General features: G+C 41.6%; 15 protein-coding genes. 9 read left to right on the top strand and 6 right to left on the bottom strand.

Going from position 1 to position 14,615, the window contains the following annotated elements; genetic code table 11:
* The first annotated feature begins 37 nt into the window (after nt 1–37).
* Together RBR61_RS07115 and RBR61_RS07120 are read left to right on the top strand one after the other, a co-directional pair.
* Nucleotides 38–1,741 carry a 2-oxoacid:acceptor oxidoreductase subunit alpha gene (locus tag RBR61_RS07115; RefSeq protein WP_320343140.1) on the top strand — a complete coding sequence of 568 codons (1,704 nt, stop codon included), beginning with the start codon at nt 38–40 and terminating at the stop codon, nt 1,739–1,741.
* The gene (locus RBR61_RS07120) at nt 1,738–2,589 is read left to right on the top strand and encodes a thiamine pyrophosphate-dependent enzyme (RefSeq protein WP_320343142.1); all 852 of its coding nucleotides are present in this window, start codon (nt 1,738–1,740) and stop codon (nt 2,587–2,589) included. The genes RBR61_RS07115 and RBR61_RS07120 overlap by 4 nt, the downstream gene beginning before the upstream one ends.
* Here the strand turns inward: RBR61_RS07120 and queA are convergent.
* The 4 genes from queA to hemW are packed head-to-tail and all read right to left on the bottom strand — an operon-like array spanning nt 2,586 to nt 5,931.
* Nucleotides 2,586–3,611, bottom strand: a complete 1,026-nt coding sequence (queA, locus tag RBR61_RS07125) for a tRNA preQ1(34) S-adenosylmethionine ribosyltransferase-isomerase QueA (protein WP_320343143.1) — start codon at nt 3,609–3,611, stop codon at nt 2,586–2,588. The genes RBR61_RS07120 and queA overlap by 4 nt on opposite strands.
* Complete coding sequence (gene tatC, locus RBR61_RS07130; RefSeq protein ID WP_320343145.1) at nt 3,604–4,416, bottom strand: twin-arginine translocase subunit TatC; 813 nt, start codon at nt 4,414–4,416, stop codon at nt 3,604–3,606. The genes queA and tatC overlap by 8 nt, the downstream gene beginning before the upstream one ends.
* Entirely contained in the window at nt 4,409–4,825 is a 417-nt protein-coding gene (gene tatB, locus RBR61_RS07135) for a Sec-independent protein translocase protein TatB (protein ID WP_320343146.1), read from the bottom strand. The genes tatC and tatB overlap by 8 nt, the downstream gene beginning before the upstream one ends.
* A 53-nt stretch (nt 4,826–4,878) precedes the next feature.
* Entirely contained in the window at nt 4,879–5,931 is a 1,053-nt protein-coding gene (hemW, locus tag RBR61_RS07140) for a radical SAM family heme chaperone HemW (protein ID WP_320343148.1), read from the bottom strand.
* 136 nt (nt 5,932–6,067) lie between these two features.
* Here hemW and RBR61_RS07145 point away from each other — a divergent pair, with 136 nt between their 5' ends.
* On the top strand, nt 6,068–7,411 hold the full coding sequence (locus RBR61_RS07145) for an EAL domain-containing protein (RefSeq protein ID WP_320343150.1): 1,344 nt from the start codon (nt 6,068–6,070) through the stop codon (nt 7,409–7,411).
* 25 nt (nt 7,412–7,436) lie between these two features.
* Here the strand turns inward: RBR61_RS07145 and RBR61_RS07150 are convergent, their stop codons facing one another.
* Together RBR61_RS07150 and RBR61_RS07155 are read right to left on the bottom strand one after the other, a co-directional pair.
* Complete coding sequence (locus RBR61_RS07150; RefSeq protein WP_320343152.1) at nt 7,437–8,555, bottom strand: methyl-accepting chemotaxis protein; 1,119 nt, start codon at nt 8,553–8,555, stop codon at nt 7,437–7,439.
* An 11-nt stretch (nt 8,556–8,566) separates the two neighbouring features.
* Complete coding sequence (locus RBR61_RS07155; RefSeq protein WP_320343154.1) at nt 8,567–8,950, bottom strand: PAS domain-containing protein; 384 nt, start codon at nt 8,948–8,950, stop codon at nt 8,567–8,569.
* Nucleotides 8,951–9,158: 208 nt separating this feature from the next.
* Here RBR61_RS07155 and RBR61_RS07160 point away from each other — a divergent pair, with 208 nt between their 5' ends.
* From RBR61_RS07160 to RBR61_RS07185, 6 genes are read left to right on the top strand one after another with little or no spacing between them, the layout of a single operon-like run.
* On the top strand, nt 9,159–9,629 hold the full coding sequence (locus RBR61_RS07160) for an RNA pyrophosphohydrolase (protein ID WP_320343155.1): 471 nt from the start codon (nt 9,159–9,161) through the stop codon (nt 9,627–9,629).
* On the top strand, nt 9,630–10,841 hold the full coding sequence (locus RBR61_RS07165; RefSeq protein ID WP_320343156.1) for an aspartate kinase: 1,212 nt from the start codon (nt 9,630–9,632) through the stop codon (nt 10,839–10,841).
* Nucleotides 10,842–10,844: 3 nt separating this feature from the next.
* Nucleotides 10,845–11,393, top strand: coding sequence for a HobA family DNA replication regulator (locus tag RBR61_RS07170; RefSeq protein ID WP_320343157.1), 549 nt, complete (start codon nt 10,845–10,847; stop codon nt 11,391–11,393).
* Nucleotides 11,380–12,006 carry a DNA polymerase III subunit delta' gene (locus tag RBR61_RS07175; RefSeq protein ID WP_320343158.1) on the top strand — a complete coding sequence of 209 codons (627 nt, stop codon included), beginning with the start codon at nt 11,380–11,382 and terminating at the stop codon, nt 12,004–12,006. The genes RBR61_RS07170 and RBR61_RS07175 overlap by 14 nt, the downstream gene beginning before the upstream one ends.
* A complete protein-coding gene (gene folP / locus RBR61_RS07180; protein ID WP_320343159.1) occupies nt 11,996–13,138 on the top strand; it encodes a dihydropteroate synthase in 1,143 nt (380 codons plus the stop codon). Before RBR61_RS07175 ends, folP begins: the two co-directional genes overlap by 11 nt.
* Before the next feature lie 17 nt (nt 13,139–13,155).
* Nucleotides 13,156–14,517: a GGDEF domain-containing protein gene (locus RBR61_RS07185; protein WP_320343160.1), complete on the top strand. Its 1,362-nt coding sequence runs from the start codon at nt 13,156–13,158 to the stop codon at nt 14,515–14,517.
* Nucleotides 14,518–14,615: the final 98 nt, after the last annotated feature.

Genomic DNA, 14,615 nt, shown 5'->3' on the forward strand with positions numbered 1-14,615 from the left:
TATGTAACTAACTTATTTAAGTTAAAAGGATGTTAGCATGACAATAGACGAACTTAAGCGATACAGGAGCAAAGGCATCTCTATTTTAATAGGCGGTGCCGCAGGAACAGGTATTGCCACACTTGAAAGAGTGCTTAGCGATGCCTTTAAAGAGAGCGGATTTTATATCTTTTCAACAAAAGAGTATATGTCCAGAGTCAGAGGCGGAAGCAACACAACCCTCATTATAATTTCAGATACTCCTCTGCAGGCGCCATGCTGGGAGGTAGATATCTCCATCGCTTTAGATGCCGACGCTCTAAAACATATGCAGCCAAGATGGAGCAAAAAGAGCATAATCTTTGCAGATGAGAAATTCGGCGAGAATGGTGACAATCTCATTTTAGTCGCAATGAGAGAGAGTGCAAAAAAATTCGGCAGTGCGAAATATGCCAATACCTACATGGCAGGCGTTCTTTTCGGATATTTGAGTATCGATAAGAGTTTTCTGCTGCAGACAATAGCTGAGCGTTTTAAAGATGATGAGGCAAATATGGATGTGGCAGAACTTGGCTACAAAGATGCTCTTAAATTAGAAAATAAAACCATATTTAAACTGCCAAAAGTTGATACGGAGGCTGTAAAAAAACTTCACCTCATGGATGGGACTACTGCGTGCGGATTTGGTTTTTTGGCAGGCGGATGTAATATGATCACCTCCTACCCGATGTCTCCCTCTACGGGAGTGCTGAACTTTATGGCTGCGATGTCAAAAGAGTTTGATATAGCGTTAGAGCAGAGTGAGGATGAAATAGCATCTCTGCATATGGTGCTTGGCGGATGGTACTCGGGCGCAAGGGCTATGACCACAACATCAGGCGGCGGTTTTGCACTTATGGGCGAAGCCTTGAGCTTGTCGGGAATGACAGAGACTCCAGCAGTTATATATCTTGCTCAAAGACCCGGTCCTGCTACAGGACTTCCTACGAGGAGTGAGCAGGGTGACTTGAACATGGCGACTCATTCCGGGCACGGTCCGTTTCCCCGCGCGGTTTTAGCGCCCGGCTCTTTAAGGGAGTCTGTAGAGTACGGTTATCTTGCATTCGAGCTGGCTGACCGTTTTCAGATCCCTGTTGTTGTTCTGAGTGACCAATATTTGGCTGATTCGATCTCTATGATAGAAGACGTTGATTTTGCGTCTTACGAACAACGCAGATATATTGTAAAGACGCAAGAGAGTTATGAACGTTATGCAGATGCGCAAAACGGCATAAGTCCAAGAGGAATTCCGGGATTTGGAGATGGTTTGATATGCTCGGTCGGTGATGAGCATGATGAGAGAGGGCAGATCACGGAAGACTACAAGATGCGCGAGCAGATGGTCGCAAAAAGAGCTCGTAAAAAGAGCGAACTTATAAAAGAGGCAGTTCTACCCGAAGTGTTTGGAGACGGAGATGTAGCAATTGTGGGCTGGGGATCGACAAAAGGGAGCATTTCAGAAGCTCTGCTGAGCCTCAACAATCCCCGCTTGGCGCAAGTCCACTTTGCATGGGTATATCCGCTCTCAAAAGAGCAGTTGAGCGTTCTTGAAAAGTTCTCTCACATAATTGTCGTAGAGAACAATGCGGATGGAGCGTTTGCAGATCAGTTAAAACTTCATGGTGTGAAAATAGACGATCAGATATTACAATCAAACGGTTTTAATTTCTTTGCAGATCAGTTAGGCATAATGATCGAAGAGTCGATAAAGGAGATATTATGAGCCATCTATTTGATAAAGAAGATGTCGATGTTGCTTGGTGTGCTGGTTGCGGTAACTTTGGCATTTTAAAGATTCTCAAAGAGGTCGTCGAAGAGCTTGGAGTGAAAAAAAATAGTCTGGTCATAGTCTCGGGAATAGGACAGGCTGCAAAGACCCCTTACTACATAGACGCGAATATGTTCGGGGTTCTTCACGGCAGAGCGCTTCCCGTTGCGACTGGAATCACCCTTGGTAATGAAAATCTTTGCGTAGTTGCAGAGGGCGGAGACGGTGATATGTACGGCGAGGGCGGCAACCATTTTATACATACCATAAGAAGAAATCCTGACATTGTCCATATCGTTCACAACAATATGGTCTATGGTCTTACAAAAGGGCAGGCATCGCCTACGAGCCAGAGAGGATTTGAGACAAAGGTGCAGGTAAAGGGTGTGGCAAACGAACCCTTTAACCCATTGGCGGTTGCACTCTCTTTAAGAGCCGGATTCGTCTCACGTGTGAATATAGGCGATGCCGCACACGCCAAAGAGGTTCTAAAAGAGGCCTTCAGACACAAGGGATACGCACTTGTCGATATTTTGCAGCCATGCGTTGTATTTAACAAAGTAAATACATATAAATGGTTTAAAGATAACAGCTATATGTTAGATGACTCTTATGATGAGAGTGATTTTGATGGAGCCGTAAAAAAATCTTTAGAGACTCTTCCTATGCCCATAGGTGTTCTTTACAAAAACAGAAACGAGAGGGCAACATTTGAAGAGACCATAATAGGCAGAGATGCCAAGCCGCTTCACTCAGTTACTCACGATATGGCTAAGATCAAAAGCCTGTTTGAGAGTTATTAAAGTATAAGCATAGCGTCGCCGTAGGAGTAGAATCTGTACCTCTTCTCTATGGCTGTTTTGTAGAGTTCCTGCGCTTTTTCTAAGCCCGTAAAAGAGGCGACAAGCATAAGCAGGGTCGATTTGGGCAGATGAAAGTTTGTCAAAAGATGATCGACTCTCAGAGGTCTGTTCTGTGGATGTAAAAAGAGGTTCGCTTCGCCTCTTTGTTTTTTGCTTCTAGCATAGAACTCTACGGTTCTTGTAGAGGTTGTTCCGATGCTAAGTATCTTTATGTCTGAATCCAAAAGTTTTTTTGCCGCGTCTGAGATGGCGTAGTACTCGGAGTGCATAGGATGTTCTGTTATAGTATCGCACTCGACGGGCTTGAATGTCCCGCTTCCCACATGCAGGGTGACGTAGGCGTGAGGAAAATTTTTGCAGACTCTCTCATGCTGCTCTTTTGTAAAATGCAGGGATGCAGTGGGAGCCGCAACTGCACCCTCCTCTTTGGCAAATACGCTCTGGTACTCGCTCTCATCCTCTTCGTTGTCCTCTCTTTGGATGTATGGAGGCAGAGGAACGTGACCTATTTTATCTATGATGGGAAGAAGCTCTTCAAAACGCAGAAGATTTGTTTCTTGGTAGAAATTCACCACTCTGCTTCCGTCTTCATGCAACTCTTTTACAATAGCTACTAAATCATTGGCAAAGAAAATTTCAGTATCAATTTTTACTTTTCCTCTGATGTAGACATTTACATCATGAGCATTAAGGGCTCTGTTTATAAGAAGCTCTATCTTGCCGCCGCTCTCTTTTTTGCCGAAGAGCCTTGCTTTTATGACCTTGGTGTCATTGAAAATCAGTGCGCACTCTTTTGGTATAAGGTTCTCAAGATCGGAGAACTTGAGATGAGAGACCTCGCCTGTAGCTCTGTTGTAAACAAGAAGTTTTGCGCTGTCTCTGGGGTTTGCGGGGTGGGTCGCTATGAGCTCTTTTGGAAGAGCAAAGTCATAGCTTGAGGTTAGAAGTTCTTTGTTACTCACTGTCTTTGTTTATCGCTTTTATCTCTTCAAGCAGGTCTATATCTTCGTCATCTTCCTCTTCTTCAAGCGGAGGAGCAGGATTTACCATTCTAACTATTAAGATAGAAACTCCGTAAAGAAGCACAAGCGGTCCCGCCATTAGAAGCTGAGTCAATACATCCGGCGGAGTAAGAAGTGCCGCAACAATGAATATAAGGACAACGGCATACTTAAAGAACTCTCTCATCTGTCTGTCGTCTACCATCCCAAGAAGCGCCAAGAAGTAGGCAAAAACAGGAAGCTCGAAAGCTATACCGAAACCGAACATTATCTTTGTAAAAAATCCTACATAATCCTCTATATTGATTAGCGGAGTAAATTTAAAACTACCGAATGTTATGAGAAAATCAAAACCAAACGGTGTGACTATGTAGTAGGCGAACAAAACGCCCACACCAAACATTGTAGTTCCCCCGAGAATGAAAGGGAGAACCATCTTCTTCTCGTTTGCATAAAGAGCCGGGGCTACAAACGCCCATATCTGCGAAAGAATTATCGGAAGAGCACCAAGTATCGCGGCAAAGAACGAGACTTTAAGTGCTATAAAAAACGCTCCGCCCACCTGATTGGTCGTCACCATACCCTCAGCCGCATGGACTGATTTCTTGCCAACTTCCAAAAGTGCTACATTTAGAGGTTCTACTACCCATGATAAAATTGGTTCATGAAAGTAAAACATCACAAAAAACATCACAAAAAGCGACGCTACCGATATTCCAAGTCTTTTTCTAAGTTCTATTAAATGCGGTCTTATCTCATCAAACATTTTTACTGTCTTCTTCTATTTTATCTGTAGTTTGGGTTTTTTTCTTGGCAAAAGTGACCTCTTCTTTTTTTGAAGAAGGCTCATCCTTTGGCTTGTCAAACAGAGAGCTATCTCCGATGTTGTCATCTTCGAGCGTTGTCAGTTTTGCTGCCATTTTCTTGATGTCCGTCGCATCTTTTACTTGGTTTGAAGCATCTTGAAGCTCTTTTTTATAAGCAAGCGCTTCATCTTTCATGCTCTTTACATTGAGCTCATCTTCAAATGACTCTTTCATGCTCCCGATAGTATTTTTTGCATTTCTAAAAAATTTAGCTATCTCTACCATAGCGCTTGGAAGCTTGTCGGGGCCAAGAAACAGGATGGCGATGACGGCAATAATAAGTATCTCAGTAAAACCCATACCAAACATAAAAAATCCTCAAAATTATATAAGGTGACGATTTTATCTAAAGAATAATTAAACTACGATATAAACAGAGCGATCTCATCTGCCAAAAGATACTCTTTGTTATAAAAAGTATCATCTTTTATTATCAATTTACCCTCTTCAACCAAAAGTAGGGCTCTTTTTAGTTCATCTTTATTCAATATGTTTTTTGCGACCCCAACGGATGAGCGAAACCCTAAAAACAGCTGTTCGCTCTTTTTGTCTTCTGCTCTCAACTCTTCTACTCTTATGTCCAGCGGGTTTTTTATGTACGCCTCAATATCCGTTGTCGGATAGTACCTCTGCATATCAAGTTTTCCTACCGCTCCGCTTCCTAGCCCTATGTAATCTTTGTATTGCCAGTAGCCCAGGTTGTGATGGCTTTTGTATATGCCGAAGTTGCTTATCTCATACTGCTCAAATCCAAAATCCTTGATCTTTTTGAAAAACCAGGATGTTAGTTTTAACCTCTCTTTTGACATCTGCGGTTTTTTCTCAAAAGGAGTTCCCTCTTCGATGGTAAGTGCATAGGCGCTTAGATGGTTTATGGGAAGTGAAAATGCAGTTTTTAGATCATTTTCTAAAAGCTCTTTTGTGTCTCCCAGAGTTGCATAGATGAGGTCGAGCGAGATATTTTCAAACCCTGCTTTTTTTGCGTTTAGTACAGCCTCTTTTGCCTGAGTGGAAGTGTGCGCTCGGTTTAGCAGTTTTAGTTTTGCATTATCAAAACTCTGTACACCGAAGCTGATCCTGTTGACGCCTAGTTTTCGCATACCCTCAAGCCACTCAAATGTTGCGCTGTTTGGGTTTGCTTCGCTTGTTATCTCTATATTTTCGCCAAGATAAGGCCTTAGCATCTCAAAGAGTTGCGCATACAGCTTGGGTGCTACGGTAGATGGTGTTCCGCCGCCGATAAAGAGGGACTCTATCGCTTTTGACGCTACGCTAAATCTCTTTAGCTCAAACTCAAGCTGCTCACAAAGTGCTTGCATATACTCCTCTTTTAGATGAAACTTGTCGACATAAGAGTTAAACGCGCAGTAGTGGCATTTTGAGTCGCAAAATGGAATATGTATGTAAAGCAGCAAAGGTATCTCCTAATATATGGAGTGAATTATAGCTATATTTTCTATTTAGTCTATTTTAATTAATTTAAATTAAAGCATTCTACGTTAAAGTGACATAATTTTTTTTTATATTAAAACTATGGATAGTGTCTAAAAAATGGCAAAACTAGAGAATTATTTAACGCAGATAGCCGAACTTTACGAGAATAGCGACGAAGATAGAAGAAGTTCTATAGTGACTTTTTTAGAGAGAGCCTTAAACTCTAAAAATGAGATAAATATAGAGATAGACGAGGTTTCAGCTCTTCCAAACAGAGAGTCTATGATGAGAGAGATATCTCTTCTTCAAGATGAGGCAATGCTCGTAATCCTACATATTAACCAGATCGAAGCAGTAAAGCAGCTCTACGGTTTTGAGATGGTCCAAGAGATCATCTCAAACAAGGCGCAGACTCTAAAAGAGCTCATAAAAGACAGCGACGCATCCCTCTACAGCATTAATCTTCAGAAATTTGCGATACTTGTAAAAAACTCAAAACTCTTTGATAAATATATCTCAATTTTGAAATTCTCCATTTTTAACAATATCGAGAGCTTTACATATACGAGCAGTGATGGATCAAAAATAGTCTCCGATTTTACTGCCGGCATATCTTACGGTATAGAGCATCTGCACCACAGCGCCAACGTAGCGCTTCAAGAGGCAATGGTCTCAAAGCTCCCGTATAAGGTCTATGAAATGACTCCGGAGTGTACGACCCTTAAAAAGTCAAGCCTGGATAAATATCAGGTCTACAAAGAGGCTCTTCACAACGGCTACATAGTTCCATATTTTCAACCTATCATAGATGCAAATGACGGCTCTGTTATGAAGTATGAAGCACTTGCAAGACTTCAGCTTCCTGATGGCAGAGTAGTTCCGCCATACGACTTTTTAAACATAGCTATCGAAGATAAGACATTTGAGTTCTTCACTAGACAGATGATGCAAAAGGTCTTTAACATATATGATAAAACATATGTAGAGCTGTCAATGAACTTGACATATGAGAACATAAAGTCTCCTACTATGCTTGAGTATATAAAGAACAGGCTGCAGAAGTACGGCGGCGAGAGAATGACATTTGAGATAGTTGAGACAGAAGAGATAGACGACTATGAAGTGGTGGAGAACTTTATCTTGATGATAAAAGAGTACGGGTGTAAAATATCTATAGACGACTTTGGAGCGGGCTACTCAAATTTTACGAATTTAATAAAGCTGAATATTGATTTTATAAAGATCGACGGTATGCTTATAACAAAACTTCTGAGCGATGAGAAAGCAAGGCTGATGGTTCAGGGACTGATACAGTTTGCTAAAAACATAAAGGTAAAGAGCATTGCCGAGTTTGTCAGTTCACGCGAGATCTCGGAGTGTGTAAAAGAGCTGGGAGTAGATTATTTTCAGGGGTATTACCACGGAGAGCCAAAAGATGCCAAGTTTTACGGGCTTGCGTAAAGCTTGACTCTTTTTAGGCAGCTCTCTATTTTTTAGAGAGACTGCTTAGCGTATCTATGATCTCGTCCATTTTGTGGCTGATAAGGCTCACTTCGCCGGAGATGTCGTTTACTTCGCTTGCGTTTCTGTTGAGTGCGTCTGAGCTCTCTGAGATAGACTGGATCAGAACATTTGTCGTTGCAGATGTCTCTGCCAGACTCTTTTGAGTTCTCTCTGCAAGTTTGCGAACTTCATCCGCGACTACCGCAAATCCTCTTCCGTGTTCACCTGCACGCGCCGCTTCGATAGCAGCATTAAGGGCTAGAAGGTTTGTCTGTTCCGCGATATCGCCAATTGTTGCCAAGATGGTCTTTGTCTCGTTCGCGTTTGCAACAAGAGTTTGGAGGTTCTCCACCATATCGTTCTCTTTGTGGGCAACGTTGTGAATCCTATCTACGGTAGTGTTTATCATCTCTTTTAAATCTTTGATAGTGCTGTTGGTTATCGTAGAGATGGTCTCATTTAGCCTGTTTGAAGACTCTACTATGGTGTTTTGGCTCTCTTTGTTCTTCTTCTCCATGCTCTCAAGAGACTCTCCAAGAGAGTTTATGTTGTTTAGAAGGTCCGCCATTTTAGCCTCTACATCAACTTTGCTTCTTGTTGTGAATGAGCCCTCTGAGAATTTTTGAAGCGTAGCTATCGCATTGTCAAGATTTCTCTCTGAAGAGGAGAGCATATTGTTAAGGGAGTTTCTAAGAACGTGAACGTAAGGCGTCTTTGAGTCAGAGCCGATCCTGCAAGAGTAGTGTCCCCTTGCTACTTTGTCCGTTAGCAGAACCATCTCTCCTGCAACTTTTGTATCATTTAGAACTGATGCTTGGTATGTTGTCACAATTTTGTTGAAGTTCTTTTCAGCTTCGTCTGTCGGGTTCTCGTCTATTTTGATCTTGTTTCGCTTAAACTCCATCATCTCTATGAGTTCTAATCTTTTTTGATTTAGAGCTTTTGCATTACTGCCGCTTTTTTGGAGATTAAAGAGTATCACAACTAAAAAAGTGATAACTGCCAGAGATGCTTGGATGATATTTGAGTCTGTTAAAAACAGAGAACCTATCAGGAGTAAAAAAGCTATTGAGATGATTGTGATCTTTAAGTTATTGTTCATTTTGAAATTTCCTATCTTAATGTTTTGTAGAGAGCTTCAACTTCTTCGATCTCTTCTCTTGATGGTTTTCTGCGGCAAGAGAGGTAGGTCTGTTCTTTTCTTGTGGTATCGTACATCGGATATACCGTGGCAAAAACCCAGTAAAAGCCCCCGTCTTTTGTGCTGTTCTTAACATAACCGCTCCAAATCCTATCGCTCTTTACGGTCTCCCAGAGATCTTTAAAGGCCGCTTTTGGCATATCTTTGTGGCGTACTACATTGTGCGGTTTGCCTACAAGCTCGTCAATGGTGTAGCCTGCGACTTTACAAAAGTCGTCGTTGGCAAAAATAATAATACCCTTGGCATCCGTTTGAGAGACTAAAAAATCATCATTTTTTAAGATGTACTCCTGCATTGTCTACCTTTATATACTTAAAATTGTCGCAATAGTAACATAAATAAGTTAAGAGCGTATGGGTTTCTTATAATTCTTTTTTTTGTGATGTTACTGCCTGTTTTATGGGGGTTTTTAAAAATAATCAAAACTGAATTTTTTGATGAAATTAGTTTAATTTAATGGCATATTTTGTATAATCGCAACAATATTACAACCAAGTGAAATAATGAGCAAAAAAGATCTATACCGTCCGAATGTTGCGATGATAATCGTCTCAAGCAGTTATCCTCATACAAAAGAGATATTCTTGGCGCAGAGAAATGATCTGACTGATGTCTGGCAGTTCCCTCAGGGCGGCATAGATGAAGGAGAAGAGGTCCAAGAAGCGCTTTTTAGAGAGCTTCTAGAAGAGATAGGCACTGACAGAGTAGAGGTGATCGCGGAGTTTCCTGAGTGGATATCATACGATTTTCCTTCAAGAATTGCTGAGAATATGAAACCGTTTATCGGACAGAAGCAGAAATATTTTTTGGTCAGGCTTCATGAGGATGCTGCCATAAATATTCATACGGATGAGCCTGAGTTCAGCGATTACAAATTCGTGAGCGCAGACGAAGCTCTGAATCTGAGCGCTAGTTTTAAAAAAGATGTATATGAGAGCGTTATAAGTTATTTTAAAAAAGAGGGATTATTGTAGATGTTAATAGTTCAAAAATTCGGCGGAACAAGTGTCGGCGACTTGGATCGCATTCAAAATGTTGCAAACAGAGTGGCAAAAACAAAAAAAGCCGGCAATGATGTAGTGGTCGTCGTCTCAGCTATGAGCGGAGAGACAAACAAGCTTGTCTCATATGCGGAGCACTTCTCGAAGAATCCTGCAAGGGCAGAGATGGATATGCTGCTTAGCTCAGGCGAGAGGGTGACTGCTTCACTGCTCGCCATCGCTCTGAGCGAGATGGGTTATGATGCGGTTTCTATGACAGGCAGAAAAGCCGGAATAGTGACTGACAACATTCATACCAAAGCGCGTATAGAGGAGATAAATCCTTCAGTTATGCAAGAGGCTATACAAGAGGGCAAAATCGTCGTAGTCGCAGGTTTTCAAGGTGTCTCGCAAGACGGGAACGTTACAACGCTTGGGCGCGGCGGAAGCGATCTCTCGGCAGTTGCGATCGCAGGTGCGCTAAAAGCCGATCTTTGTGAGATATATACGGATGTAAGCGGAATATTCACGACCGATCCAAGGATAGAGCCAAAAGCAAAAAAGCTCGATAAGATATCTTACGACGAGATGTTAGAACTTGCATCACTCGGTGCGAAAGTGCTTCAAAACCGCTCTGTAGAGCTGGCTAAAAAATTAAACGTAAATCTAGTAACAAGAACAAGCTTCTCTGAGGAAGAGGGAACTTTAATAACTAAGGAAGAAAATATCATGGAAAAACCGTTAGTAAGTGGAATCGCACTTGATAAGAATCAGGCTCGCGTCTCTTTGGTAGGCGTAAAAGACAGACCGGGGATCGCGTCTGATATATTTACAAAGTTCTCAAACAACAATGTAAATATAGATATGATCATTCAAAACGTCGGACATGATGGCAAAGCAAACATAGACTTCACAGTTCCAGTTGGTGATTTGAATGATGCTAAAAAAGTTATGGACAAGTTTGTGAACGATGCCGAGGTGGATGAAGCTTCTTATGATGAGAACATCTGTAAAGTCTCAATAGTGGGCGTTGGCATGAAGTCTCACACGGGTGTTGCGGCAAAGGCTTTCTCGACAATGGCAAAAGAGAACATAAACATAAATATGATCTCAACATCTGAGATAAAGGTCTCAATGGTCATAGATGAGAAGTATGCAGAGCTTGCAGTTAGAAGTCTTCATGCCGCTTACGAGCTAGACAAGTAATTTATGTCTGATTTTGCACAGTGGAGCTTAGATGCCATAAGAGAGGAGGGGGGATGTTTCAGCTGGCTCGAAGAGCAGCGCTTTGACTGGACCACCACTACCTCACAGGCGTTAGAGCAGATACTTTGCGGCAAAACTATCATCCTTATAACGGATGAGAAGAGAAAGTGGTTTGAGAGCTATATTCTTGACAACCTTAACAGCTCTCAGGTGGAGAGACCTCTACTGCCGATAGTAAGTATAGACAGTATGTACAGACACTACAACAGTGTCAGCGGCGGAGAAATGCTTGACGTGGTCGAAGATATGATATCTTTGGCGCACAAAGATGACTGCTTTTTTTGGTATATCGGAAAGGGTGACGATAAAAGAGCAGACCTTGCAAAAAGAAAAGATACCAGCTATTTCTGGATATTTGATGAAGAGTATATGAACGCCTTTACTCTAAAATCTTACGACAAGCTGCTGGATATAAAACTGCTTCAACTCTATCGCCTCTTTAACGCATCTCTTAATGCAGCGATGTTTGGAGAAGTCGATGTCAACTCATGAGCCTAAGAGAGGTTATATTCTAATATCCTCAGAGATAGAGTCAGAGTATCAGAGGATAAGCGAGGAGTTGCGCCCAAGCAGAGTGGTCGGTTTTATTGAAGATGAGTTTAAGATAGAACACGCAAAAGCCGTCGTAGCAGAAGCCTATATAAGCGAAGCTCAGACAAAATATCTCATTTTGGGTGCGAATAACTTCAACAACATATCGCAAAACTCCCTCTTAAAACTTCTGGAAGAACCGCCAAGAAATATAGAACTTATCATTATATCTCCCACAAAATCAAATCTTCTGCCGACAGTCCGCTCCAGAATGCCCATAATAAAAGGTCAGAAAAAGAGCTCAGTTGCAGAGATAGAGGTTAATCTCTCACGTATTAGCTACAAAGAGGTATTTGAGTTTTTAAAAGCGAACGCAAGAGTAAAAAAGAGCGAGGCCAAAGCTCTTGTAGAAGCGCTCTATCATAAGGCGGCAGTTGTTGAAAAATTAGTACTTACATCGACACAGCTTCAAAATTTTGACAAAGCTTACAGACTTTTGGAGTTAAACTCCAGACCGCAGAGTGTGCTGGCTATGTTAATTATGAGTTTTGTAGGAGAAAAGAATGCAAATTGAACTTTTGTCAAATGCCATTGATAAACGTAAATATTTAAAAGAGCTTGGCGTTGATAGTGGTGGCATATCGATACTGGCTTCAAAAGCAACCCACCATGTCATATACATAAGAGATCTGCATGTGGGCGCGGCAAATATTTTAAAGCAGGATGCTCTTAGTGTGGGAGCAGATTTAGCCGTACCACGCGGAACAGTTATGGCGAAGACACCCTATGTTGATTGTATACTTATCGCTACGGCAAGAGAGCTTGAGACTCTTAGTAAAAAAGAGCTTGCTCAGCCGTTTGGACTAAAAGATGTGGCTAAAAAGCTCCAAGAGATATTAAAGATCAAAAAACCCAAAAAAGTGGAGATCATGGGGGTAGTAAATGCAAATGACGACAGTTTTTACGCCGAGTCAAGATTTAACGGCAATGCTGCGGTAGAGGCGATAGAGCGTATGATAGACGAGGGTGCCGATATCATAGACATAGGCGGGGTATCGTCTGCTCCATCATCTCTATATGTGGACAAAGATGAGGAGTTCAGAAGGTTAAAACCTATATTTGACGCCGTAAAAAAGGCAAAACTTTACAACAAGACAAAGTTTAGCATTGACAGCTATGAGCCTGAGGTGATAACATGTGCTCTTAAGAGCGGGTTTGAGATAGTAAACGATATAACCGGGCTCTCTAATGATGAAGTATCAAAGCTTTGTGCAAGCAATAACGCCGCCGCAGTGATCATGCATATGCAGGGAACTCCTCAGACAATGCAGCATGAGCCAAAATATGATAATATACTAAGCGACATATATTCGTTTTTTGAGCAAAGAGTTGCAAGAGCGGAGTTCTTAAATGTCAAGCATATAACGCTTGACGTAGGAATAGGTTTTGGCAAGACATTGGAGCACAATCTTATGCTTATAAAACATCTTGGACACTTTTTAACGCTTGGAAAGCCTCTGCTTGTAGGCGCATCAAGAAAGTCCATGATAGATAAGATATCGCCTTCTTCGCCGCATGAGAGGTTGGCGGGGACATTGGCTCTGCATCTTGAAGCCGTAAGAAACGGAGCATCCATTATACGTGTGCATGATGTAAAAGAGCATGTGCAGGCACTAAAGATACAAGAGGCATTAAACACTATATAAAAGGGGCGGGGGCAGATATGGTTTTTCCAAAGGTAGGCAGTATTGCGACGACTTCGGTCGTCTCCATAGACATAGATAACAAAATTTCAGACGCTATGAAGAAGATGTTCAACAACGAACACAGGAATATATTGGTCATAGACGGTGACATTTTTCGTATTATGAGGGTCACCGATATCTTGAACATGAAATCAAGAGATATAGATATGGACAGTTCTCTAAAAAATATAGAGCTGCCTTTGGTTCCTGTGATAAACAAAGAGAAAACAGTTTTGCATACGCTTGAGTACTTAAACTGCGAAGTGGAGTACATATGTGCTGTTGATGATGATGGAGAGCTTTTCGGACTTATCTCCCATACCGATATCATAAGCAGCATAGACCCCGATACTCTTATGGACAACTTCTGTCTTCTTGATTTTTTAAAGCTGGGCAAGAGAGCCAAATGGGTAAGCAAAGAGCTAAAGACGGCAGAGCTGCTTTGCGATATGGCAAAGAACTCGTTTGAGAGCGTAATAGTAATTGAAAATTTAAAGCCAATAGGCATATTTACGACCAAAGACGTTATCCGCGTAATAGAGAAAAACGAGGATCTAAGCAAACCGATAAGCACATATATGTCATCACCTGTTGAGACCATCGGCAAAGATTGCTCGGTCAAAGAGGCTCTGGAGTTTTTAAGAGAGAAGCATTACAAAAGAGTGGTCGTGGTCGATGATGAGGGAAAAATGTCTGGGGTCATTTCGCAAAAAGAGCTTATCGCCACTACCTACTCAAGATGGGCGCTCTTGACAAAAGAGTATCAAAAAGAGCTCGATGAGATGAATGCCGAACTGATTCATAAAAACATAAAATATAAAGAGATGGCATCAAAAGACCAGCTTACAAATCTATACAACAGACATAAGTTTTTAAGGCTCTTTCAATCATCGCACCGCACAATGGTAGAGAGAGAAAATGAGATGTCGCTGATAATAGTGGACATAGACAATTTTAAAAAGATAAACGACACATACGGTCATAATGTAGGTGACTTGGTAATAGTCAAGATAGCTAAACTTTTGGTAGAGAAGTTAAGAGAGATAGATATAGTGTGCAGATGGGGAGGCGAAGAGTTCGTGATACTTCTTCCTGCAGTAAATATTGACAATGCACTTTTGGTTGCTGAGAAATTAAGAAGCTCTATTGAGCAGCTTAAGATAGATGGTCTAGGGAAAATAACAGCGAGTTTCGGTGTCTCTTGTGTTCACAAAGATGATGATATTCACTCTGTAATAAACAGGGCCGACATTGCTCTTTACTCAGCAAAAGCCGCGGGAAGAAACCGTGTGGAAAAGGCGATCTCAAGAGCCGCACTTGAGGAGAGCTTCCACAAATAATATGGAAGCTCTTAGAGTAAATTACTCTATTTCAGCGTCGATGACGTCTTCGTCATCCTTTTTCTTTTTAGCATCAGCAGCACCTGCTTCACCGCCTT

The sequence above is a fragment of the Sulfurimonas sp. genome (genome assembly GCF_034005705.1).
In the GTDB taxonomy this organism is placed as follows: Bacteria; Campylobacterota; Campylobacteria; order Campylobacterales; family Sulfurimonadaceae; genus Sulfurimonas.

Bases quoted from the DNA above. Each gene is read 5' to 3' on its own strand.
- RBR61_RS07115 (WP_320343140.1), top strand. From the start codon at position 38: ATGACAATAGACGAACTTAAGCGATACAGGAGCAAAGGCATCTCTATT.
- RBR61_RS07120 (WP_320343142.1), top strand. From the start codon at position 1,738: ATGAGCCATCTATTTGATAAAGAAGATGTCGATGTTGCTTGGTGTGCT.
- tatC (WP_320343145.1), bottom strand. From the start codon at position 4,416: ATGTTTGATGAGATAAGACCGCATTTAATAGAACTTAGAAAAAGACTT.
- tatB (WP_320343146.1), bottom strand. From the start codon at position 4,825: ATGTTTGGTATGGGTTTTACTGAGATACTTATTATTGCCGTCATCGCC.
- RBR61_RS07145 (WP_320343150.1), top strand. From the start codon at position 6,068: ATGGCAAAACTAGAGAATTATTTAACGCAGATAGCCGAACTTTACGAG.
- RBR61_RS07150 (WP_320343152.1), bottom strand. From the start codon at position 8,555: ATGAACAATAACTTAAAGATCACAATCATCTCAATAGCTTTTTTACTC.
- RBR61_RS07155 (WP_320343154.1), bottom strand. From the start codon at position 8,950: ATGCAGGAGTACATCTTAAAAAATGATGATTTTTTAGTCTCTCAAACG.
- RBR61_RS07160 (WP_320343155.1), top strand. From the start codon at position 9,159: ATGAGCAAAAAAGATCTATACCGTCCGAATGTTGCGATGATAATCGTC.
- RBR61_RS07165 (WP_320343156.1), top strand. From the start codon at position 9,630: ATGTTAATAGTTCAAAAATTCGGCGGAACAAGTGTCGGCGACTTGGAT.
- RBR61_RS07170 (WP_320343157.1), top strand. From the start codon at position 10,845: ATGTCTGATTTTGCACAGTGGAGCTTAGATGCCATAAGAGAGGAGGGG.
- RBR61_RS07175 (WP_320343158.1), top strand. From the start codon at position 11,380: ATGTCAACTCATGAGCCTAAGAGAGGTTATATTCTAATATCCTCAGAG.
- folP (WP_320343159.1), top strand. From the start codon at position 11,996: ATGCAAATTGAACTTTTGTCAAATGCCATTGATAAACGTAAATATTTA.
- RBR61_RS07185 (WP_320343160.1), top strand. From the start codon at position 13,156: ATGGTTTTTCCAAAGGTAGGCAGTATTGCGACGACTTCGGTCGTCTCC.